Origin of the sequence: Streptomyces jeddahensis, assembly GCF_001642995.1 — a bacterium.
In the GTDB taxonomy this organism is placed as follows: Bacteria; Actinomycetota; Actinomycetes; order Streptomycetales; family Streptomycetaceae; genus Streptomyces; species Streptomyces jeddahensis.
On record NZ_LOHS01000141.1, the window covers coordinates 66,457 to 85,682 of the forward strand.

The following is a 19,226-nucleotide window of genomic DNA, read 5'->3' on the forward strand; positions in this document are numbered from 1 at the left end:
GCTTACGCTGATCACTCCTCACGCTGATCACTCCTCACGTCGAGCCCTTCGCATCACGGTCGTCCGTGCGTCCGTGATCACCCGACCGAGTCGAGCAGCCGGGCGGTGTGCATCCGCCCGGCGTACTCGACCAGCCTGATCAGCACCTCCTTTCCGGAGTCGCGGTCGCGGGCGTCGCACAGCACCACCGGCGTGCCCCGGTCGAGATCGAGGGCGCGTGAGACGTCGTCGGCACCGTAGGCGCGCGCACCCGGGAAGCAGTTCACCGCCACCACGAACGGGATGTGCCGGTGCTCGAAGTAGTCCACGGCGGGGAAGCAGTCCTCGAGCCGCCGGGTGTCCGCCAGTACGACGGCGCCGAGGGAGCCCTGCGACAACTCGTCCCACAGGAACCAGAAACGGTCCTGGCCCGGTGTGCCGAAGAGGTAGAGCGACAGGCCCGACCTGATGGTGATGCGGCCGAAGTCCATGGCGACGGTCGTCGTGGTCTTCTGGTCCACGCCCTCGGTGTCGTCGACCGACTCGCCTGCCTCGCTCAGCTGTTCCTCGGTACGCAGGGGACGGATCTCGCTGACCGCCCCGACCAGGGTGGTCTTGCCCACCCCGAATCCGCCCGCGACCAGGATCTTCAACGCCATCGGGGCCGTCGTCCCGCCCTCGGTCTCAGAGCGCTCGGAGCCCATTGATTACCTCCCTGAGGATCTTTTCGTCGGGGAGCTGGGCAGGGGGCACCGGCCGGCTGACCGTGATGCAGCCCAGCTCCAGGAGGTCGCCGAGCAGCACCCTGACCACGCCCACGGGCAGATCAGCGCCGGCGGCCAGTTCCGCGACCGACTGGGTGTCGATGCGGCACAGTTCGATGAGCGCACGGTGCTCCGGCCCGAGAGCCGTCTCGTCGTAGCGCGGCGCGTTCTCGTCGAGCGTGATGAGCGCGATGAGGTCGAAGTACGCCCCGGCCGGTCCGGGCCGGGTCCGGCCGCCCGTCATCGCGTACGGGCGGACGAGGGGCCCCGCGTCGTTGTCGTACCACCGGTTGCCGGGGTGCCCGGGGGCGCCCGGTGCCGGCATGTCCTCGGTCATGTGCGTCGCCGCTCTCGGTCATCCGCCGGCCGGCGGGCGCGCGGGCACGCGCGTGGGGGTGTGCAGATGCTCGCCGACCCGCTTCACCAGCCGCGCCATCTCGTACGCCACGAGACCGATGTCGGCCGTCGCGGCGGTGAGGACGGCGAGGCAGGAGCCGCTGCCCGCGGCGGCGACGAACAGGAAGCCCTCGTCCAGCTCGACCATGGTCTGGCGCACTCCACCGATGCCGAACTGGCGGCCCGCGCCCTTGGCGAGGCTGTGGAAGCCCGAGGCCACGGCGGCCAGGTGCTCGGCGTCCTCGCGGGTGAGGGCGGTCGACGCGCCCACGGCGAGACCGTCGTTCGACAGCACCACGGCGTGCCGGACTTCGGTCACGCGGAGCACCAAGTCGTCCAGCAACCAGTCCAGTTCGCCGGATCGCTGGGCGGCCCCCGTGTTCGGGTCCTGGATCATGCGTGGTCTCCTTCGCTGCTGTCTGCGCCCGATGGGGAGGCGGGTCTGGCGGGAGCGGAGCCGGTGCCGGGCGGCCGGCCGCCGCCGCGCGCCCAGCCGTCGCGGTACGCCGCCATGCGCTGACGCACCTGCTCCGGAGTGCGCTCGTGGTTGTCCTGAGGGCTCGTATGCGGAACCGGTTCTTCGGCGCGGTGCTCGCGCAGCTGGGGCGCGAGGCTCGCCTGGCGGACACGACGGGGCAGTCCCTCCGCCCCGCGCGCGTCGGCATCGTCCCTGGTCGGCGGCCGGTGCAGGCGCAGGGTTGCGACGCCCGGTGGAGGCGCCGGCTCCGAGGAGGTGTCGGGCTTGTCGCGGGCGGCGTGCACGGGTGGGACTAGGGCGGGGCGGGGCACCGCCTCGGCCGGGGCGGAGGAGCGGTCGCCGTGCTGCAGGCCCGGTTCATGCACGCGCGCGTAGTGCCTCTCCTCGCCGGCCCCTGTGTCCGCCGTGAGGGCTGTGGGCTGTTCGACGGTGCCGGTGTGCAGCAGGGCGGTGGGCAGCAGGACGACCGCGGTGGTGCCGCCGTATGGGGAGGTCCTCAGGTGCACTTTGATGCTGTGGCGGGCCGAGAGCCTGCTGACCACGAAGAGTCCGAGCCGGTCGCTGTCGAACAGGTCGAGCGCCTCGGACTGCGCGATGCGCCGGTTGGCCTCGGCGAGGGTCTCCTTGCCCATGCCGAGTCCGCGGTCCTCGATTTCCAGGGCGTAGCCGTTGCCGACGGGCTCGCCGTTGATCCGCACCTTGGTGTGGGGCGGCGAGAACTGGGCGGCATTCTCGACGAGTTCGGCCAGGAGGTGCGTGAGGTCGGCGACCGCGGACCCGATCACCGATGCCTCGGGGAGGTGTCGCACCTCCACGCGCGCGTAGTCCTCGATTTCGGAGACCGCCGCGCGCACCACGTTCGTCAGCGAGACGGGCATCCGCCAGGCCCGGCCCGGCGCGGATCCCGAGAGGATGATCAGGCTCTCCGCGTGCCGCCGCATACGGGTGGTCAGATGGTCCAGGCGGAACAGGTCGCCCAGCTCGTTGGGGTCCTCGGCCCTGCGCTCCATGCTGTCCAGGAGGCTGAGCTGGCGGTGCACGAGGACCTGGCTGCGGCGGGCGAGGTTGACGAAGACTCCGGAGATGCCACTGGCGAGCTCCGCGCGTTCGATGGCGGCGTGCAGCGCTGCGCGGTGGACCGTGCCGAGGGCTTCGGAGACCTGGCCCACCTCGTCCTCGGCGGGCGGCCCCGGCGGTGCTTCGGCGCGGATGTCGATCTCCTCGCCGGAGCGCAGTCGCCGCATGGCGTTCGGGAGTTTACGGCGGGCGATCTCCAGGGCGCTGTTGCGCAGGCTCACGAGCTCGACGACGAGGCCGCGGCCGATGCGTACGGAGATCACGAGGGAGGCGGCGACCGCGGCGAGGCCCAGAAGGACGGCGGCGCCTGCCGATGTCAGGACGCCTCGGGTGAACGGGTCGGCCCGGTCCGCGGCCCTGCGAGCCGCATTGGACTGGATGGTGCGCAGATCGTCCTGCACGGTTGCGGCCGAGTCCCACGCGGCCGCCGGGGCGGCGGCCATCGCCTTACTGCCGGCCGGTGCGAGAAGCACCTTGTCCTCGACGGCGGTCATTGCGGCATAGGCGTTGCCGTCCGCGAGGTCGCGCCAGGCGGTGCGGTCGGGTCCGCGCAGGTCCGCGGCCGCCGAGTCGGTCAGGGTCCGCCGGGTGTCGACGGCTCCGGTGAACAGGCGCAGCCGTTCACCGTCGAGGGAGTCGGTGAGCCGCGCGCTGGACAGAAGTGCGTCCTCGCGTGCCAGCATCTCGCCGGCCTGGGAGAACTCGAGCAGCACGCGCGCGTCGGAGCCCAATTCGGCGTCCTGGATACCGGTCAGGGCGCCACCGACGCCGAAGGCATGCGAGATGGTCTCGGTGTACTGCTCGTACGCCGCGTCCCAGCCCATCCGGCGCTCCAGCACCCCGGTGCGCAGGGTGCGCAGGCTCTCGGCGCCGTCGACGAAGGTGCCGAGACGTTCCGCCACGCCGGTGGGGAGGTCGGCGCCGTCGGCGACGGTGTGGTCGTCGTCGAGCCGCAGCCTGGCGACCGCGCGGTCGGTCAGTCCAGCCAGTTTCCTGAGCTCGTCCTCGCGTCCGGTGGCGGGCCTGGTCGCGTACCGCACAGCGGCGGATCGTTCCGCCTGGAGGGCGGCGACCGCGTCGGCGACCGGTGCACGGACCTCGGCGTCGACGCGCTGCAGCTGGCGCAGCCGCGCGACGTCCTGGGCGGTGCTGACGGTGGCGTACGCCCACAGGGCCAGCAGGGACATGACCGGCACCATGAGCAGGCAGACGATCTTCGCCCGTACGGTGCGCGGCCGCATCAGCCGTCGTCCCGCGCGCGCCGGCGACTGAGGAGCATGAGGTGGCGCGTCCACGTCCGGGCCGGGATGTTCGTCTGCGGGTGGTCCGGCATGGGCGCGGCGGCCGCGTGCAGGGGGCGCGGAACGGGGCGGTGCGCCGGTCGTCTGGATCCTTCGGGGGGTGCGCATGGCCTCCTCGTTCGGAAGGGTTCGGGGGCGTGACTGCCGGGCCGTCGCGGCTGGGCGTGCTGTCGGACCGTCGTCGGCCCGGGCCGCTGCTATCGGGCGACGCTCTCGACCGGCCGCTGGGCCGACGCGGAGGCCTCGCGCTCCCCCGCGGTGGGGGACAGCGCGACGAACGCCGAGGTCAGGAACAGGTAGGAACCGAGGCCCACGGCAAGGGGGAAGATGAACTGCATGACCGTGGCCCCGGGCAGGACCGTGCCGGAGGGGGCGACCTGCACACTCACCGCCATCATTCCGGTGTAGTGCATGCTGCTCACCGCCCCGCCCATGACGAGGGATGCGACGGCGACTGCGATGGGCGACTTGATGTTGAGCCCCGCCCAGAGGGCCGCGGTCGCAGCGACCACGGCGATCACGACGGAGAGCCCGACGAGCAGCGGGTCGTAGTCCACATCACCGTGCAACCGCAGCGCCGCCATGCCGAGGTAGTGCATGCTCGCGACGCCGAGTCCAGTCGTCAGGCCGCCCAGTGCGAGCGCCCGGCCACGGTCGCGGCCGTAGCCGACGGCGAAGACACCCGCGCCGACGACGATCATCGCGACGATCAGGCTGAGGATGGTCAGCGGTACGTTGTAGCGGATCTCCGTGCCGCTGACGCTGAAGCCGAGCATCGCCACGAAGTGCATCGTCCAGATTCCGGTGCCGATGGCGGAGGCGGCGGTGATGAGCCAGTTGCGGCGGGAGCGTCCGGTGGCGGCGAGCGCGCGGACGGTGCAGCGCAGGCCGAGCGCAGCGCCGATGCACGCCATGACGTATGACAGCACGGGGGTAAGCCAGCCGAAGGCGGCGTGGTCCAGGTGTCCCATGGCCCAGGGACGCTAGTCGCGGCCGGGGCGCACAACAGGCGCGCATTTCGAAAGCTGTTGGAATATGACAGAGAGATGTACCTGAACGATCGCGTCACGCTCGAACATGTGCATGGTCCTCGCCTGAGCGAGGGTGGAGGATCATGGGTGCATGAGCGACGACCACACACGCGTTCAGGAGTTCTTCACGGCACGCGCCGCCGACTGGGACACGCGCTTCCCCGACGACGGTCCCGCCTTTCGCGCCGCTGTCGGCGAACTCGGACTGCGCCCGGGCGACCGTGTCCTCGACGCGGGATGCGGCACAGGGCGTGCCCTGCCCGCGCTGCGGGACGCCGTCGGACCCTCCGGGGTCGTGCTCGGCGCCGATGTCACCCCGGCGATGCTGGAGGCCGCCGTACGGGCCGGCCGCGACCGTGACGGGCTTCTCGTGCTCGCCGACGTCGCACGGTTGCCCCTGAGGACGGAGTCGCTCGACGCGGTGTTCGCCGCCGGCCTGATCGCGCATCTGCCGGAACCGGCCGAGAATCTACGGGAGTTGGCACGCGTGGTGCGCCCCGGCGGCCTCCTCGCGCTGTTCCACCCCATCGGCCGGGCGACGCTGGCCGCGCGGCAGGGCCGCCGGATCACGCCGGACGATCTGCGGGCCGAGGACAATCTCGGGCCGCTGCTGGCCGGCTCGGGCTGGCGCATGACGTCGTACGTCGACGAGGACGCCCGATTCCTGGCGCTGGCCGTGCGCCGGGCGTGAGCTCACCAGCACGGCGGGCCTTCACCCGCGGGCCGTCGGCGGCGGCGCGGATCGCCGCCCACCCCAGGCCCTCTTCTGCCGCCCGGGTTCTGACTCTACGTTGAGGGGCACAAACGAGCGATCTGTGGTGACGGTCAGACAGGGGGAAGCGGCCACATGATGCACAGACTCCGCAAGCTCTTTCACGCTCCGGCGGCGGAATCCGGGCGGAAACGAACACACAACGTCTTCGAGGCGGCGGCCGTACACGTGGCGGCGTGCGCCGAGGACGATCAGGACCAGATGGACGAGGCGGCTTCCTGGGTGTCACCGGAAGCCCTGTCCTTCGGCGTCAGAGAGCTCGCGTGCCGCGCGGTCATCGCGCTCGCCCGTGAGCGCGGCGAGTCCCCTCAGGCCGTCGCTCGTACGCTCCTCGGCCTGCCCGTCGCGGACCCGGCATGCCCTGAATCGTAGGAGGCGGCCTGCGGCGACCTCGATCGAATTCCAGTCCATAGGCCCTCGACTAGCTCGTCTGCGAATGGTTAGGGTGCGCCGACGAACGAAGCTGATGGGGAGGCTGGGATGGCCGGGACGGACGAGGCCGTCGCCGCTACGGAGGACGACGCGCTCTACGTGCTGACGGCGGTGCTGCTCACACCTGCTCAGTTCCCGAGCGTCCTGGGCGACGACTACCCGGAGGCGTGCGAGGCACTGGGCCTCACACCGCTTGCCGACGGCTACGGCCTGGTGCTCGGTCAGGACGGCGCGGGCGCGCGCTGGACGGTGGTCGTCGACGACGTGTCACTGGTGGCCGTCGCGATCGCGTCCTGGGACTGCGGCATGGAGTACGACTTGTCGCCCGACGAGCGCACGGTGGTGGCCGCCCTGCCGGGCTGGCCCCTCGCGGTGGCCGTCGCCACGCCGGGGGTGCCGGCCCCGCACGACCCCGAGCCGGACCCAGAACTGACCGACCGGCCGCCGCTCTCGCCGCCCGACACCAGTACCTGGGGCCCGGCCCAACGGCGGCTCGGAGCCGACGAGATCGCACTCCAGTGGGCTGCCTGGCGGGAGCAGATCGACGACGCCGACTTCGCCCCCGCCCCCGCTCCGGACGGCGCAGGCGCGGAGGAGCCGGCCCCGCCGGCCGGCGCGACGGCGGGCGCGGAGAGCGGCCGCACGCCGCACAGCGGCATACGGCGGGTCCTCGCGGAGGCGCGTTTCTACCTGGACAATCCGCCCCCGCTGGGACGTGTGCGGTCCTCGTTCGCGTCCGGCGAGGCGCGCACGCTGCGTGCCGACGGCCCGGGCTGGTCCCTGGTCGCCCGGACCGACGACATCGCGTTCGTCCTGCTCGACGACGAGCCCGGAGAGGTGCTTCCGGTCGGCCGCGGACCTGAGCTGCCCGCACTCCTCGAGGCGCTCGACAAGATGGCCGTACGTCCGGCCTGAGGCGCACGGGACCTGTGACGCGCAGGACCCGATGCACACCGGACCTGAGGCACACCGGACTTCAGGCACACGGCCCTCAGGCACACGGGGCGCACACCGGGGATTCGGGGGATACACGCCCCACACGGATACCCGCCCCACACATAACGCCACTCGCGCATATGGTCCCAACCCATAGCTGCCCTCCGGCGACGACAGCACGATGAGGCCGCCCACCCGCCGCTGCGTTCCGTTGTGCCACGGAGGCTCTCATGCGTGTGTCCAGAGGTGTTCCGCTGCTCGCCTCAGCTCTGCTTGCGGTCGTCGCCACCGGCCCGGCCGCGGCGGGGTCCGCATCCGGCCGCCCGGCGGACCCCGGCGGCGCTCACTGTGCCCGGCAGGAGCACGTCCGGGTTACCGGTGCCGCGCACCAGCAGCTCGCCTGTCTGCCGGACCTGACGACGGCGGCCCTCGCCGGAACGCCGTACACGGACACGGCGGACCAGGCCGGTCTCACCGCGGCGGGCACCCGCAGTCCGTCCGGGGTGCCCGGTCTGCAGATCGACGGGTACTTCCCGGACACCTCGCACTCCAACGCCACGCACGGCTGGCGGCACGACGCACAGTTCGTGATCCGCCTGCCCGACCGCTGGAACGGAGGTCTCGTGGTGACGGGGGCGCCCGGCACCCGCAAGCAGTACGCGACCGACAAGGCCATTTCCGACCATGTGCTGGCCCTGGGTTACGCCTACGCGGCCACCGACAAGGGCAACAGCGGGGCCGACTTCTACCGCGACGGCAGGCGGCCCGGCGACGCGGTCGCCGAATGGAACATGCGCACCACCCAGCTCACACGCGCCGCGCAGCAGGCGGTGGCGAAGCGCTACGGCCAGGCCCCGCGGCGCACGTACATGACCGGGATCTCCAACGGCGGCTATCTGACGCGCTGGCAGCTCGAGAACCATCCGGAGCTGTACGACGGCGGTGTCGACTGGGAGGGCGCGCTCTGGACCGCGGAGGGCCCGAACCTGCTCACCTCGCTGCCCTCGGCGGTGGCCCGGAGCCTGGGAAAGGCCCGGGACGAGGACCTGTACGCGGTCGGCTTCGCGCGCGGTTCCGAGTTCCTGTGGCCGTACCACGAGAAGGCGTACTGGGGAGTGACGCAGAAGATCTACCGTGCCGAGTTCGACCCGGCGTACGACCCCGCGCGCCCGGGCTCCTCGGCCGGTTCCACGCCGGAGCAGGTCCTGGCGCCGTGTGCCTCGGACGCTGCGTACGACTACGCGTCGCGCCCCGCGTCCGTCCACCGTGCCGTCGCACGCGTCGCGCTGACCGGCCGCATCGGCAGGCCGCTGATCACGCTGCACGGCGATCTCGACGCGCTGCTGCCGAAGGCCGCCGACTCCGATGTGTACGCCCGGATGATCGACGGCAGGGGCCGTGACGGTATGCACCGCTACTACACCGTCGAGGGCGGCACGCACACCGACGGCCTGTACGACACGTATCCGGACCGGCTGCGGCCCATCCTGCCGTGCTACCGGGCGGCCTTCGGGGCGCTCACCGCATGGGTCGAGGACGGATCCGTGCCGCCCGCGGACCGCACCATAGCCCGGCCCGCGAGCGGCGACGTCGTCAACTCCTGCGAGATATAGGGGCGCCGGCCGCTGGGCGACGCTCGTCTCAGCGGCCGAGCTCCTTGCGTGTGACGCGGCGCAGCCTGCGCCGCTGCGAGGGGTCGAGGGCCAGATACGCCGCAGCCGGCACCCCGAGGATGATCAGGAGCGCGGCCCACCAGGGCAGCCAGATCCACAGGATGAGCCCGGCCGCCACACCTCCTGCGGCGATCTTCGCGTTCTTGGACATGTGTCGCCTCCTTCGCGGCTGCTGCCGCTCTCTGCCTTGAAAACGGCCTGGTGTCCCCGGCGGTTCCAGGTCGCGACCCTGAGACGTCCCTGACGTGCGTCCCTTACTCGACCCTGAGGTGCTGCCCCGGATCGCCCGCGGAGAAGCCCTTCCGGAAGCCAGGAGTGAGGTACCCTCGACGACTCCGGTCTCAGTAGTCAAATTTGAGGAATGTGCATCGCTGTGCAGAACCTGCCCGCAGCAACACCCTCCGAGATCTCAGAACTGTCCCGCTGCTCCGTCGTCTTCCTGCCCGCCGACCCGGCGCGCGGCGGCAGCGTCGCCTTCTGGAACGCCGACAGGAGCGCGCCTCCCGCGGCGGCTGCGGGGGCGGTCGAGGAACTGAGCGTCGCTCTCCCCCACGACCACGGCATCGAGCTCGTCGGCGTGCCCGCCCTCGTTCTGCCCGTGCGGCAGGCCCTCCCCGTGCTCACACGCGCGCGTGCGCATGCGCAGGCACACCCGGCGGCCGCATTCTGGGGAACGGCGACAGTGCTGGCGCTGCAATTCGTCGCCTGCGGACGGCTGCTGCCCGGGCTCACGCCGGCCGACCACGACGCCTGGCGTGCGGGGCCGCTGCGGCCGGAGGACCTTCAGCGGGTGCGTGACCTGGCCGCCGCGATGCCCCCCGCCGCGCACGCCGTCCCGCTCGACGGCGCCGGACCACCGCGGCTGCCGGACCCCGAGCAGCTGCTGCGCGCCTTCCTCGACGCCGTGGCCGACACGTTGCCGCGCTCCCCCGCAGCCGCGCTCGCAGCAGGCGGCACGGCCTTCGCGGCACACCGGCCGCAGCACGTCCCCGAGCACCGCGCGTGGGCCGCCGATGTGGCCGCGGGACACGACGCGGGCGTACGGATCTCGCTGCGCGTCGAGGTGCCGGGCCTCGCGGCGGCCACCTCGGACGACGACACGGGGCTCGCGTTCCGGGCGGTGCTGCAGATGCACAGCGTCAGCGATCCGACGCTGGTCGCGGACGCAGCCAGGGTGTGGGCCGACACGAGCCCGTCGACGCGGTCGTTCGGCCCCCGCGCGCGGATGGACGCCCTGCTCGCGCTGCGCCGCGCGGCCCGCGCCTGGCCACCGCTCGCTCCCCTGCTGTCGGCCACCGTGCCGGACGCGGTGGAGCTCGCTGACGACGAGGTCGCCGAACTGCTCGGCGAGGGGGCCCGGCGGCTCGCGGCCGCGGGCGTGGAGGTGCACTGGCCCAGGGAACTGGCGCGGAAGCTGACCGCCCGCGCGGTCATCGGCCCTCCGGACGACGGCACCCGGGACGACGGTCGAGACGAGGACCACAAGGCCCGGAGCACCGCCTTCTCCGACGCACCGTCGTTCTTGTCCGCGGACGCCCTGCTCGCCTTCAACTGGGGCTTCGCGCTGGGCGACCGGCAGCTGACCCGCGAGGAACTGGACCGCCTCGCCGAAGCGAGCAGGCCGGTCGTGCGCCTGCGCGACCAATGGGTGCTCGTCGACCCGGAGGAGGTCCGGCGCGCCCGGGAGCAGCAGGATCGCAAGGTCACCCCGATCGACGCCCTGAGCGCCGTTCTGACGGGTTCCACCGAGGTGGACGGGCGGCGCGTCGAGGTACGGCCGACCGGCTGGCTGGCGACCCTGCGCGAGCGGCTGGCCGACCCGGAGGGCATGGAGCCGGTGGGGCAGCCCGCCGCGCTCGCGGCGACCCTGCGCGACTACCAGCTGCGCGGACTGAACTGGCTGGCCCGTATGACCTCACTTGGGCTGGGCGGCTGCCTGGCCGACGACATGGGTCTGGGCAAGACGATCACGCTGATCGCCCTGCATCTGCACCGGCAGACCGACGAGGCGTCGGCGGGCCCCACGCTCGTCGTCTGTCCGACCTCCCTGATGGGCAACTGGCAGCGCGAGATCGAGAAGTTCGCGCCCGGCTGCCCCGTACGCCGCTTCCACGGCGGACGCCGCAGTCTGGAGGACCTGTCCGACGGCGAGTTCGTGCTCACCACGTACGGCACGATGCGGCTCGACGCCGAGCAGCTCGCCGGTACGCAGTGGGGGATGGTCGTCGCCGACGAGGCTCAGCACGTCAAGAACCCCTACTCGGCGACCGCCAGGCAGCTGCGGACGATCGGCGGGCACGCGCGCGTGGCGCTCACCGGCACCCCCGTCGAGAACAACCTGTCCGAGCTGTGGGCCATTCTCGACTGGACCACACCCGGGCTGCTCGGCCGGCTCGGCACGTTCCGCAGCCGCTACGCGCAGGCCGTCGAGGGCGGTCAGGACCCGGCGGCCGCCGAGCGGCTCGCCAAGCTCGTCCGCCCGTTCCTGCTGCGCCGCCGCAAGACGGACCCGGGCATCGCCCCCGAACTGCCGCCCAAGACCGAGACCGACCGGGCCGTCACCCTCACCCCGGAGCAGGCCGGGCTGTACGAGGCCGTGGTGCGCGAGACGCTCGCGGAGATCTCGGGTGCCGAGGGCTTCGAACGCCGCGGGCTGATCGTCAAGCTGCTCACCGGACTCAAGCAGATCTGCAACCACCCCGCGCAGTTCCTCAAGGAGGAGCATCCGAGGATCGCGGGCCGGTCCGGAAAACTCGACCTGCTGGACGAGCTGCTCGACACCATCCTCGCCGAGGGCGCGAGCGTGCTGGTCTTCACGCAGTACGTCCGGATGGCCCGCCTCATCGAGCAGCATCTGACGTCGCGCGGTGTGCCCTCGCAGTTGCTGCACGGCGGGACGCCCGTGGCGGAACGCGAGGCCATGGTGAACCGGTTCCAGGAGGGTCAAGCCCCGGTCTTCCTGCTGTCGTTGAAGGCGGCCGGCACGGGGCTGAACCTGACCCGGGCGGGTCACGTCGTGCACTACGACCGCTGGTGGAACCCCGCCGTGGAGGCCCAGGCGACCGATCGCGCGTACCGCATCGGGCAGACCCAGCCCGTGCAGGTGCACCGGATCGTCGCCGAAGGCACGATCGAGGACCGCATCGCCGACATGCTGCTGCGCAAACGCGCACTGGCGGACGCCGTGCTCGGCTCCGGCGAGGCCGCCCTGACGGAACTGACCGATGCCGAGCTTGCCGATCTGGTGGAGCTGCGAGGGGGCGAGGGGCGATGAGCCGCAGGTACGAGTACATCGAGGATCACGGGTTCGGTGAGGCGGACGACCGGCACGGCCACACGCACGGCCACACCGGCGAAACCCCGAGCGAGACCGCTGACGAACGCACCTTCGCCGCGCTGCCGCCCGCACGCGGGCGTGGCTTCGCAGCGACCTGGTGGGGCCAGGCCTGGCTCAGGGCGCTGGAGGACACGGCTCTGGACTCCCAGCAGGTGAAGGCGGGCCGCAGGCTCGCGCGCGCCGGGGCGGTGGGCGCGGTATCGGTACGCCCGGGCCGTATCACCGCGGTCGTCCAGGACCGGGACCGCACCCCGCACCGCTCGGACGTCCTCCTGCAGCAGCTCAGCGACGAGGAATGGGACCGCTTCCTGGACATGGCCGTCGAGCGTGCGGGGCACATCGCGGCGCTCCTCGACCGCGACATGCCGCCCCATCTGGTCGAGGACGCGGCCGCCGCGGGCGTCGAGCTCCTGCCGGGCATCGGTGATCTCGAGCCCGAGTGCGGCTGCGGGGCCTGGGACCACTGCGCGCACACCGCGGCACTCTGCTACCAGCTGGCGCGGCTGCTGGACCAGGATCCCTTCGTGCTGTTGCTGATGCGGGGCCGCGGGGAACGCGCACTGCTGGATGCGTTGCAGGTCCGCAGCGTCGCGCAGGCTTCCGCGCAGCCGGGGTCGGCCGAGGAGGTGCAGGGGGAGATTCCCGACGGCGTCGACGCGCGAGAGGCGTACGCCGCAGGGCAGATCCTGCCGCCGCTGCCTGCACCGCTGCTCGCACCTCAGGAGCCGGGGGTTCCGCCATCGCTGGACACGGAAGCGGAGCCCGCACCCGGTCTCGATGTGCTCGCGCTGGAGTTCCTCGCGGCACAGGCGGCTGCCGATGCGCACCGGCTGCTGGCCGAGGCCCTCGCCCCGGACCACGAACGACAGCCGGTCCACCCCGGCCTGTCAGCCGATCAGGACGCCGTACGCCTGGCCGCCGCCGACCCCGGGGCGGAGATCACGGCGCGGCTCGCGTCCGCATCGGGACGAGGCCGGGACGGGCTCGCCCTCGCCGTGCGCGCCTGGAGGTACGGCGGTGCGGCGGCCCTCTCGGTACTCGACGAGGCATGGACGCCAGATGCCGAGGAACTGGCACGCGCGCGTGCCGCGCTCGAATCGGCGTGGGACGAGGACGAACGGCCCGAGCTGCGCGGTGCGCGCAATCGCTGGACGGTGGCCGGCGCTCAGCCGGCTGACGCTCGGGCGGTGGGAGTCCAGGCGCAGGTGCGTCTGGGGCGCGACGGCCGCTGGTGGCCGTATCGCAAGGAGCGCGGCCGCTGGACCCCGGCGGGTCCTGCCGCAGCCGACCCGGCGACGGCCCTGGCGGTGGCGACCGGAAGCGAGTGAACAGGGCGGGTGACTCTAGGAGGTGGTGGCTGCAGACCTGCGCCGCCGCTGAGGGTGGGCACAGCGGCACCCGCACCCCACCCGACGGCGTCGGCCACCCCGGCGGCCACGACCTGGGGGAGGCAGGCCCGCCGCCGCGGGCCTGCCTCCCCCAGGGGTACCTGGATCAGCCGCGCGCGCCCAGCAGGTGGTCCATCGCCAGCTGGTCGAGGTGCTCGAAGGCCATGGAGCGGGCGCCTCGCGCCTCCACGTCGAAGTCCTCGAAGGCGGAGCGGTCCGCGAGCAGCGCGGACAGGCCGTCCTCGGCGGTGGGCTTCGCCAGCTCGTCGAGGCGCGACGCGCGCAGCGCCTCCTGGACCTCCGGGTCGTTGCGGAAGGCGGCGGCGCGCTCCTTGAGGATCAGGTAGTTGCGCATGCAGCCGGCCGCCGACGCCCACACGCCGTCGAAGCCCTCGGTCCGCGGCGGCTTGAAGTCGAAGTGCTTCGGGCCCTCGTAACCGGCGGACTCGAGCAGGTCGACCAGCCAGAACGCCTGACGCAGGTCGCCCGCGCCGAAGCGGAAGTCCTGGTCGTACTTGATGCCGGACTGGCCGTTGAGGTCGATGTGGAACAGCTTGCCCGCCCACAGGGCCTGGGCGATGCCGTGCGGGAAGTTCAGCCCCGCCATCTGCTCGTGGCCGACCTCGGGGTTGACGCCGACCATCTCGGGCCGCTCCAGGCGCTCGATAAACGCGAGAGCGTGGCCGATCGTGGGCAGCAGGATGTCGCCGCGCGGCTCGTTCGGCTTGGGCTCGATGGCGAAGCGCAGGTCGTAGCCCTGGGAGGTCACGTACTCGCCGAGGAGGTCGAAGGCCTCCTTCATGCGGTCAAGGGCGACGCGCACGTCCTTGGCGGCGCCGGACTCGGCGCCCTCGCGGCCGCCCCATGCGACGTACGTGGTGGCGCCCAGCTCGACGGCCAGGTCGATGTTGCGGATCGTCTTGCGGAGCGCGTAACGGCGCACGTCGCGGTCGTTCGCGGTGAACGCACCGTCCTTGAAGACCGGGTGCGTGAAGAGGTTGGTCGTGGCCATCGGCACCTTCATGCCGGTGGCGTCCAGCGCCTGGCGGAAACGCTTGATGACGGCCTCGCGCTCGGTGTCGCTGGACCCGAACGGGATCAGGTCGTCGTCGTGGAAGGTCACACCGTACGCGCCGAGCTCGGCCAGGCGCTGGACGGTCTCGACCGGGTCCAGGGCCGGACGGGTGGCGTCACCGAAGGGGTCCCTGCCCTGCCAGCCGACGGTCCACAGACCGAAGGTGAACCTGTCCTCAGGGGTGGGCTGGTAGCTCATGCCGCGGCTCCTTGCTCGCTCCGACTATTTCGTCATGGCGCTTTACAAATTAGTATGCCAGGGCATCTCTGGGAAGACGGGTCTCGGCAAGACCGGCGGTTTCGGCCGGAAAACCGGATCCGCCAGGGATGCGCAGAGCACCCGTCAGGGATGCGCAGAGCCCAGAAACAGCCTGGCCCCACGGCGGGCCCGGCGCGAGCCGCAGAAACGGAGAGCCCGATGTCAGCAGCGGAGGGACCGCTCGTCGTCGGCGTGGACAGCTCCACGCAGTCCACCAAGGCCTTGGTCGTGGACGCCGCCACCGGGCAGGTCGTGGCGAGCGGCCAGGCGCCGCACACCGTCACGTCCGGCGCCGGCCGCGAGAGCGACCCGGAGCAGTGGTGGAGCGCCCTGTGCGAGGCGCTGCGCCAGTGCGGCGACGCCGCCCACGAGGCCGCGGCCGTGTCGATCGGCGGCCAGCAGCACGGACTCGTCACACTCGATGCGCAGGGCAGGCCGGTGCGCCCCGCGATGCTGTGGAACGACGTGCGGTCGGCGCCGCAGGCCCAGCGGCTCATCGAGGAGCTGGGCGGCCCGAAGGTGTGGGCCGACCGTTTCGGCAGCGTGCCGGGGGCGTCCTTCACGGTCACCAAGTGGGCGTGGCTCGCCGAGCACGAGCCGGAGGCCGTCCGCGCCACGGCCGCCGTCCGCCTGCCCCACGATTACCTCACCGAGCGCCTGACCGGCGACGGCACCACCGACCGCGGCGACGCCTCCGGCACGGGATGGTGGTCGTCGGCGAGCGAGTCGTACGACGAGGAGATCCTCGGCCGCGTCGGACTCGACCCGGCGCTGCTGCCCCGCGTCGTACGCCCCGGAGAGGTCGCGGGAACCGTGCGCGGCAGCGGTGAGCTGCCCTTCGCCAAGGGCACGCTGGTCGCCCCGGGCACCGGCGACAACGCGGCCGCCGCCCTCGGCCTCGGCCTGCGTCCGGGCACACCCGTGCTCAGCCTGGGCACGTCCGGCACCGTGTACGCGGTGTCGCAGCGGCGGCCCGCCGACCCGTCCGGCACCGTGGCGGGCTTCGCCGACGCCCGCGGCGACTGGCTGCCCCTGGCCTGCACCCTCAACTGCACGCTCGCCGTCGACCGCATGGCCGCGCTGCTCGGCATCGACCGGCAGGCCGTGGAGCCCGGCGGCACCGTGACCCTCCTCCCCTACCTGGACGGCGAGCGCACGCCGAACCTGCCGAACGCCTCCGGCCTGCTGCACGGGCTGCGCCACGACACGACGCCCGGCCAGCTCCTGCAGGCCGCGTACGACGGCGCGGTGCACTCGCTGCTCGGCGCGCTCGAGCTGGTGCTCGACGAGGACGCGGACCCGACCGCTCCGCTGCTGCTCATCGGTGGCGGCGCCCGCGGCACGGCCTGGCAGCAGACCGTACGGCGGCTGTCCGGCCGCGCGGTGCAGGTGCCGGAGGCCAGGGAGCTGGTCGCGCTCGGTGCGGCCGCGCAGGCCGCCGGGCTGCTCACCGGCGAGGACTCGGCCGCCGTCGCACGGCGCTGGGGCACCGCACAGGGCCCGGTCCTGGAGCCGGTGGAACGCGACGAGGCCGTGCTCGGCAGAATCGCCGGGGTGCTGTCCGACGCCGCCGCACTGCTGGACAGGCGCCCGGACGCGCCCTGACCGGGACCGCGCGCCCGGGCTCCCCGGGCGCGCACCGCCCGACACCGCATGCGAACCGACAAGGACTGAGGGAGGCATGACCGCACCGCTGCACGACGCCCGCCGGGGCACCCCCGACACCCAGCAGGGCATGCGCCGCCGCAACCTCTCCCGGGTGATGCACACCGTCGCCGCGGAGGGACCGCTGTCGCGCGCCGCGGTCGCCACCCGCATCGGCCTGACACGCGCCGCGGTCTCGACACTGGTCGACGAGCTGATCAGGGCCGGGCTGCTCGACGAGCTGGGGCCTGAGCGCCCCGGCAGGACGGGCCGGGGCCGCCCCGGCTCGGCGCTCGCGGTGAGCGGCCGCGGCCCGGCCGGCATCGGCGCCGAGGTGGGCGTCGACCACCTCGCGGTGTGCGCGGTCGATCTGCGCGGCGAGGTACGCGCGCGTGCCGTGCAGTGGAGCGACAACCGCGGCCGGGCACCGAAACCGGTGACCGAGGAGCTGGCCGCGCTGGTGGATCAGGTGGCAGGCGAGGCGCACAAGGCCGGCCTGCGCCCCGCCGGGCTTGCGGTCGCCGTCCCCGGCCTCGTGGAGCGCGGCACCGGGATGGTCGTCCGGGCACCGAACCTCGACTGGCGCGACACCGACCTCGCGGAGCTCCTCGCCGGGGAGCTGCCCGTGACGGTGGACAACGAGGCGAACTTCGGCGCCCTGGCGGAACTGTGGCTAGGCGACGCCACACCGCCCGACTTCGTGCACGTGTCGGCGGAGATCGGCATCGGCGCGGCGGTGGTCGTCGACGGCCGGCTGCTGCGCGGCACCCGCGGGTTCGCGGGCGAGCTCGGCCACGTCCCGGTGCGTCCCGAGGGCCCGAAGTGCCGGTGCGGCGGACGTGGTTGCCTCGAGCAGTACGCGGGCGTGGAGGCGGTGCTGCGGGCGGCGGGACTCGGCCCCGGCGAGGGCCGCGTCGGCCTGCTCGCCGACCGCGCCGCCGAGGGGGACAAGGACGTACGGCGGGCGCTGCGCGGCGCCGGCACGGCGCTGGGCATCGCACTGACCGGTGCCGTCAATCTCCTCGACCCGCACACCGTGGTCCTCGGCGGGGCGCTCTCCCGGCTCGCTCCCTGGCTGCTCCCTGCCCTGGAGCGCGAGCTAGGGAGCCGCACCGCGCGCCTGGCCTGCGGCGTCGCCGTGTCCCGCCTCGGCCCGGAGGGCCCTCTGCTCGGCGCGGCCCACTCGGTCGTGCGGGCCGTGCTGGACGATCCGGCGATGGTGGCCAACGGGGTGTGAGGGGGGAGGGCGCCCACGGCTCATGGATTGAGGTGGCTGACGATCTCCGCCGTCGCCGAGAGGCCCTCGTGAATGGTCGGCGCCATGCTCGTGCTCGCGAGATAGAACCCCAGCAGGATGCACACCAAGGCGTGCGAGACCTTCAGCGAGCCGTTACGCATGAACACCACCGCCAGGATGAGCAGCAGCAGCACCGCAGAAATTGAAACAGCCATCGCCCCGGTCTCCTCCGCCACGTCGACACCCGTGGCCTCCGGCCGCAAGTGTGGCGTAGCGGAGGGACGGTCCCGGTGACTGGCGTGTCCCCCGAAAGTGTTGTGACTCGCTGTGAGGGCGATGCCCCGAGCTGAGACCAGCTGAGAGGCGCTCAACTAGGCGTTGTCGTGGGCGTCCAGGAACGCCTCCAGGCCCGCGAGGTCGTCCGTGTTCACGTGGTCGACATCGGCGGCGAGCAGCTCACTCCACACCGCATCGCGTGCGGGCCCGGCCGCGTCGGGGGTGGCCCAGAAGCGCACGCGCTGCCCGCGCACATGAGCGGCCGAAACGATGCCCCGCAGCTTGTCGCGCTCGTCCGCCGGGAACGGACCGACTCCCCGCCAGGTGAAGTTGTTGGTCCAGTTGTCGCTGATCAGCGGGACGAAGGAGGCGGGCGCCGACGATCCGAGGTCGGCCAGCCGGCCGTCGTAGAACGCGTGGCGCTCCTGCTGCGCCTCCATCGGGCCACGGGCGGCCCGGTCTCCGGAGATCACGGCGGTGACCGCCCTCTGATGCACTGTGCCATGCGCGTACGTGGTGAAGATCTGCCGGTAGCGCTGCAGGTGCCGGTCGAGTTCGAGGTACGTCGAGGCGCCCTCGGTCTTGATGTCGATGAGGAGTTGCAGTGGCGCGCGGTAACCGCGGTACGCGGAGCCCTGGTTGGCACGGATGCGGGCCAGCAGCGGGTCCAGGTACAGCGATTCGAGCGTACGGGACGGGTCGAGATCCGCGGGGTCGTGCGCGACGAGCAGCTGGTCTCCGACGAGGTAGATGTCGGCCTCCACGCTCGTGAAACGGTGGTCCAGCGCGTCGAACAGGGGCCTGGGGTGCTCGTAGTCGTTGTGCGCGTGGGCGCGCAGGAGCGGGCGCGGACCGCGCTTCCGCTCGCTCGCCCGGGCGTACGCGGCGGGGCCGACGACGCTGCCCGCGAGGGCGGCGCCGAGGGTCGTGAGGGCTCTGCGACGGGTGGTAAGGGCCATACTCAGCCTCCCGGGAAGTGCCGTAGGGGACACCGGCGAGTATGGGCGCCCGGGATGCTCAAGTGGCTGATCAATGCACGGAGTTGTCTGGACCGCCGCCCCGCGTTCACCTCACGACGGAGCCGCACCTCGCGTTCACTCCGGCGACCATGGCGGGCGGCAAGGTGCGGGCAGGCCGAGGCGGCGGCCGCCCTCCTGCTCGCGCACCACCCA

17 protein-coding genes are annotated in these 19,226 nt (G+C 72.6%); 8 read left to right on the forward strand and 9 right to left on the reverse strand.

All coding sequences use genetic code 11. The annotated features are described in order from the left end of the window. Positions 1–77: 77 nt before the first annotated feature. From STSP_RS30525 to STSP_RS30545, 5 genes are all read right to left on the reverse strand, one after another. Positions 78–683 carry a GTP-binding protein gene (locus STSP_RS30525; protein WP_067284246.1) on the reverse strand — a complete coding sequence of 202 codons (606 nt, stop codon included), beginning with the start codon at positions 681–683 and terminating at the stop codon, positions 78–80. Continuing rightward, positions 664–1,080: a DUF742 domain-containing protein gene (locus tag STSP_RS30530; protein ID WP_067284247.1), complete on the reverse strand. Its 417-nt coding sequence runs from the start codon at positions 1,078–1,080 to the stop codon at positions 664–666. The genes STSP_RS30525 and STSP_RS30530 overlap by 20 nt, the downstream gene beginning before the upstream one ends. A gap of 18 nt (positions 1,081–1,098) precedes the next feature. Beyond that, a complete protein-coding gene (locus STSP_RS30535; protein WP_067284248.1) occupies positions 1,099–1,536 on the reverse strand; it encodes a roadblock/LC7 domain-containing protein in 438 nt (145 codons plus the stop codon). Continuing rightward, positions 1,533–4,103, reverse strand: a complete 2,571-nt coding sequence (locus STSP_RS30540) for a sensor histidine kinase (protein WP_067284249.1) — start codon at positions 4,101–4,103, stop codon at positions 1,533–1,535. The genes STSP_RS30535 and STSP_RS30540 overlap by 4 nt, the downstream gene beginning before the upstream one ends. A gap of 89 nt (positions 4,104–4,192) precedes the next feature. Further along, the gene (locus STSP_RS30545) at positions 4,193–4,966 is read right to left on the reverse strand and encodes an MHYT domain-containing protein (RefSeq protein WP_067284250.1); all 774 of its coding nucleotides are present in this window, start codon (positions 4,964–4,966) and stop codon (positions 4,193–4,195) included. 151 nt (positions 4,967–5,117) lie between these two features. On the opposite strand from STSP_RS30545, the gene STSP_RS30550 reads away from it, so the two are divergent. From STSP_RS30550 to STSP_RS30565, 4 genes are all read left to right on the forward strand, one after another. Next, positions 5,118–5,717: a class I SAM-dependent methyltransferase gene (locus STSP_RS30550; protein ID WP_067284251.1), complete on the forward strand. Its 600-nt coding sequence runs from the start codon at positions 5,118–5,120 to the stop codon at positions 5,715–5,717. A 156-nt stretch (positions 5,718–5,873) separates the two neighbouring features. After that, positions 5,874–6,170, forward strand: coding sequence for a hypothetical protein (locus tag STSP_RS30555; RefSeq protein ID WP_067284252.1), 297 nt, complete (start codon positions 5,874–5,876; stop codon positions 6,168–6,170). Positions 6,171–6,278: 108 nt separating this feature from the next. Further along, positions 6,279–7,145 (forward strand): hypothetical protein, encoded by an 867-nt coding sequence (locus STSP_RS30560; protein WP_067284253.1) that lies wholly within the window; start codon positions 6,279–6,281, stop codon positions 7,143–7,145. A gap of 251 nt (positions 7,146–7,396) precedes the next feature. Beyond that, a complete protein-coding gene (locus tag STSP_RS30565) occupies positions 7,397–8,779 on the forward strand; it encodes a tannase/feruloyl esterase family alpha/beta hydrolase (RefSeq protein WP_067284254.1) in 1,383 nt (460 codons plus the stop codon). A 28-nt stretch (positions 8,780–8,807) separates the two neighbouring features. Here the strand turns inward: STSP_RS30565 and STSP_RS30570 are convergent, their stop codons facing one another. Beyond that, on the reverse strand, positions 8,808–8,990 hold the full coding sequence (locus STSP_RS30570) for a hypothetical protein (RefSeq protein WP_067284255.1): 183 nt from the start codon (positions 8,988–8,990) through the stop codon (positions 8,808–8,810). A 210-nt stretch (positions 8,991–9,200) separates the two neighbouring features. On the opposite strand from STSP_RS30570, the gene STSP_RS30575 reads away from it, so the two are divergent. Both STSP_RS30575 and STSP_RS30580 read left to right on the forward strand, forming a co-directional pair. Next, entirely contained in the window at positions 9,201–12,113 is a 2,913-nt protein-coding gene (locus STSP_RS30575) for a DEAD/DEAH box helicase (RefSeq protein WP_067284256.1), read from the forward strand. After that, entirely contained in the window at positions 12,110–13,504 is a 1,395-nt protein-coding gene (locus tag STSP_RS30580) for an SWIM zinc finger family protein (RefSeq protein WP_232789852.1), read from the forward strand. Before STSP_RS30575 ends, STSP_RS30580 begins: the two co-directional genes overlap by 4 nt. Positions 13,505–13,670: 166 nt before the next feature. On the opposite strand, the gene xylA is transcribed toward STSP_RS30580, so the two are convergent. Next, the gene (gene xylA, locus STSP_RS30585; protein WP_067284257.1) at positions 13,671–14,837 is read right to left on the reverse strand and encodes a xylose isomerase; all 1,167 of its coding nucleotides are present in this window, start codon (positions 14,835–14,837) and stop codon (positions 13,671–13,673) included. 219 nt (positions 14,838–15,056) lie between these two features. Here xylA and xylB point away from each other — a divergent pair, with 219 nt between their 5' ends. Together xylB and STSP_RS30595 are read left to right on the forward strand one after the other, a co-directional pair. Then, complete coding sequence (xylB, locus tag STSP_RS30590) at positions 15,057–16,502, forward strand: xylulokinase (protein WP_067284258.1); 1,446 nt, start codon at positions 15,057–15,059, stop codon at positions 16,500–16,502. A 76-nt stretch (positions 16,503–16,578) separates the two neighbouring features. Then, positions 16,579–17,778 (forward strand): ROK family transcriptional regulator, encoded by a 1,200-nt coding sequence (locus STSP_RS30595; RefSeq protein WP_067284259.1) that lies wholly within the window; start codon positions 16,579–16,581, stop codon positions 17,776–17,778. A 20-nt stretch (positions 17,779–17,798) separates the two neighbouring features. Here the strand turns inward: STSP_RS30595 and STSP_RS30600 are convergent, their stop codons facing one another. After that, positions 17,799–17,993 (reverse strand): hypothetical protein, encoded by a 195-nt coding sequence (locus tag STSP_RS30600; protein WP_067284266.1) that lies wholly within the window; start codon positions 17,991–17,993, stop codon positions 17,799–17,801. Between the two features lie 156 nt (positions 17,994–18,149). Continuing rightward, positions 18,150–19,013: a phosphatidylinositol-specific phospholipase C/glycerophosphodiester phosphodiesterase family protein gene (locus tag STSP_RS30605; RefSeq protein WP_067284260.1), complete on the reverse strand. Its 864-nt coding sequence runs from the start codon at positions 19,011–19,013 to the stop codon at positions 18,150–18,152. Positions 19,014–19,226: the final 213 nt, after the last annotated feature.

What these genes read in the sequence shown, in the direction of transcription:
- STSP_RS30525 (WP_067284246.1), bottom strand. Translation starts at nt 683, where the DNA reads ATGGGCTCCGAGCGCTCTGAGACCGAGGGCGGGACGACGGCCCCGATG.
- STSP_RS30530 (WP_067284247.1), bottom strand. Translation starts at nt 1,080, where the DNA reads ATGACCGAGGACATGCCGGCACCGGGCGCCCCCGGGCACCCCGGCAAC.
- STSP_RS30535 (WP_067284248.1), bottom strand. Translation starts at nt 1,536, where the DNA reads ATGATCCAGGACCCGAACACGGGGGCCGCCCAGCGATCCGGCGAACTG.
- STSP_RS30540 (WP_067284249.1), bottom strand. Translation starts at nt 4,103, where the DNA reads ATGCGCACCCCCCGAAGGATCCAGACGACCGGCGCACCGCCCCGTTCC.
- STSP_RS30545 (WP_067284250.1), bottom strand. Translation starts at nt 4,966, where the DNA reads ATGGGACACCTGGACCACGCCGCCTTCGGCTGGCTTACCCCCGTGCTG.
- STSP_RS30550 (WP_067284251.1), top strand. Translation starts at nt 5,118, where the DNA reads ATGAGCGACGACCACACACGCGTTCAGGAGTTCTTCACGGCACGCGCC.
- STSP_RS30555 (WP_067284252.1), top strand. Translation starts at nt 5,874, where the DNA reads ATGATGCACAGACTCCGCAAGCTCTTTCACGCTCCGGCGGCGGAATCC.
- STSP_RS30560 (WP_067284253.1), top strand. Translation starts at nt 6,279, where the DNA reads ATGGCCGGGACGGACGAGGCCGTCGCCGCTACGGAGGACGACGCGCTC.
- STSP_RS30565 (WP_067284254.1), top strand. Translation starts at nt 7,397, where the DNA reads ATGCGTGTGTCCAGAGGTGTTCCGCTGCTCGCCTCAGCTCTGCTTGCG.
- STSP_RS30570 (WP_067284255.1), bottom strand. Translation starts at nt 8,990, where the DNA reads ATGTCCAAGAACGCGAAGATCGCCGCAGGAGGTGTGGCGGCCGGGCTC.
- STSP_RS30575 (WP_067284256.1), top strand. Translation starts at nt 9,201, where the DNA reads ATGTGCATCGCTGTGCAGAACCTGCCCGCAGCAACACCCTCCGAGATC.
- STSP_RS30580 (WP_232789852.1), top strand. Translation starts at nt 12,110, where the DNA reads ATGAGCCGCAGGTACGAGTACATCGAGGATCACGGGTTCGGTGAGGCG.
- xylA (WP_067284257.1), bottom strand. Translation starts at nt 14,837, where the DNA reads ATGAGCTACCAGCCCACCCCTGAGGACAGGTTCACCTTCGGTCTGTGG.
- xylB (WP_067284258.1), top strand. Translation starts at nt 15,057, where the DNA reads ATGTCAGCAGCGGAGGGACCGCTCGTCGTCGGCGTGGACAGCTCCACG.
- STSP_RS30595 (WP_067284259.1), top strand. Translation starts at nt 16,579, where the DNA reads ATGACCGCACCGCTGCACGACGCCCGCCGGGGCACCCCCGACACCCAG.
- STSP_RS30600 (WP_067284266.1), bottom strand. Translation starts at nt 17,993, where the DNA reads ATGGCTGTTTCAATTTCTGCGGTGCTGCTGCTGCTCATCCTGGCGGTG.
- STSP_RS30605 (WP_067284260.1), bottom strand. Translation starts at nt 19,013, where the DNA reads ATGGCCCTTACCACCCGTCGCAGAGCCCTCACGACCCTCGGCGCCGCC.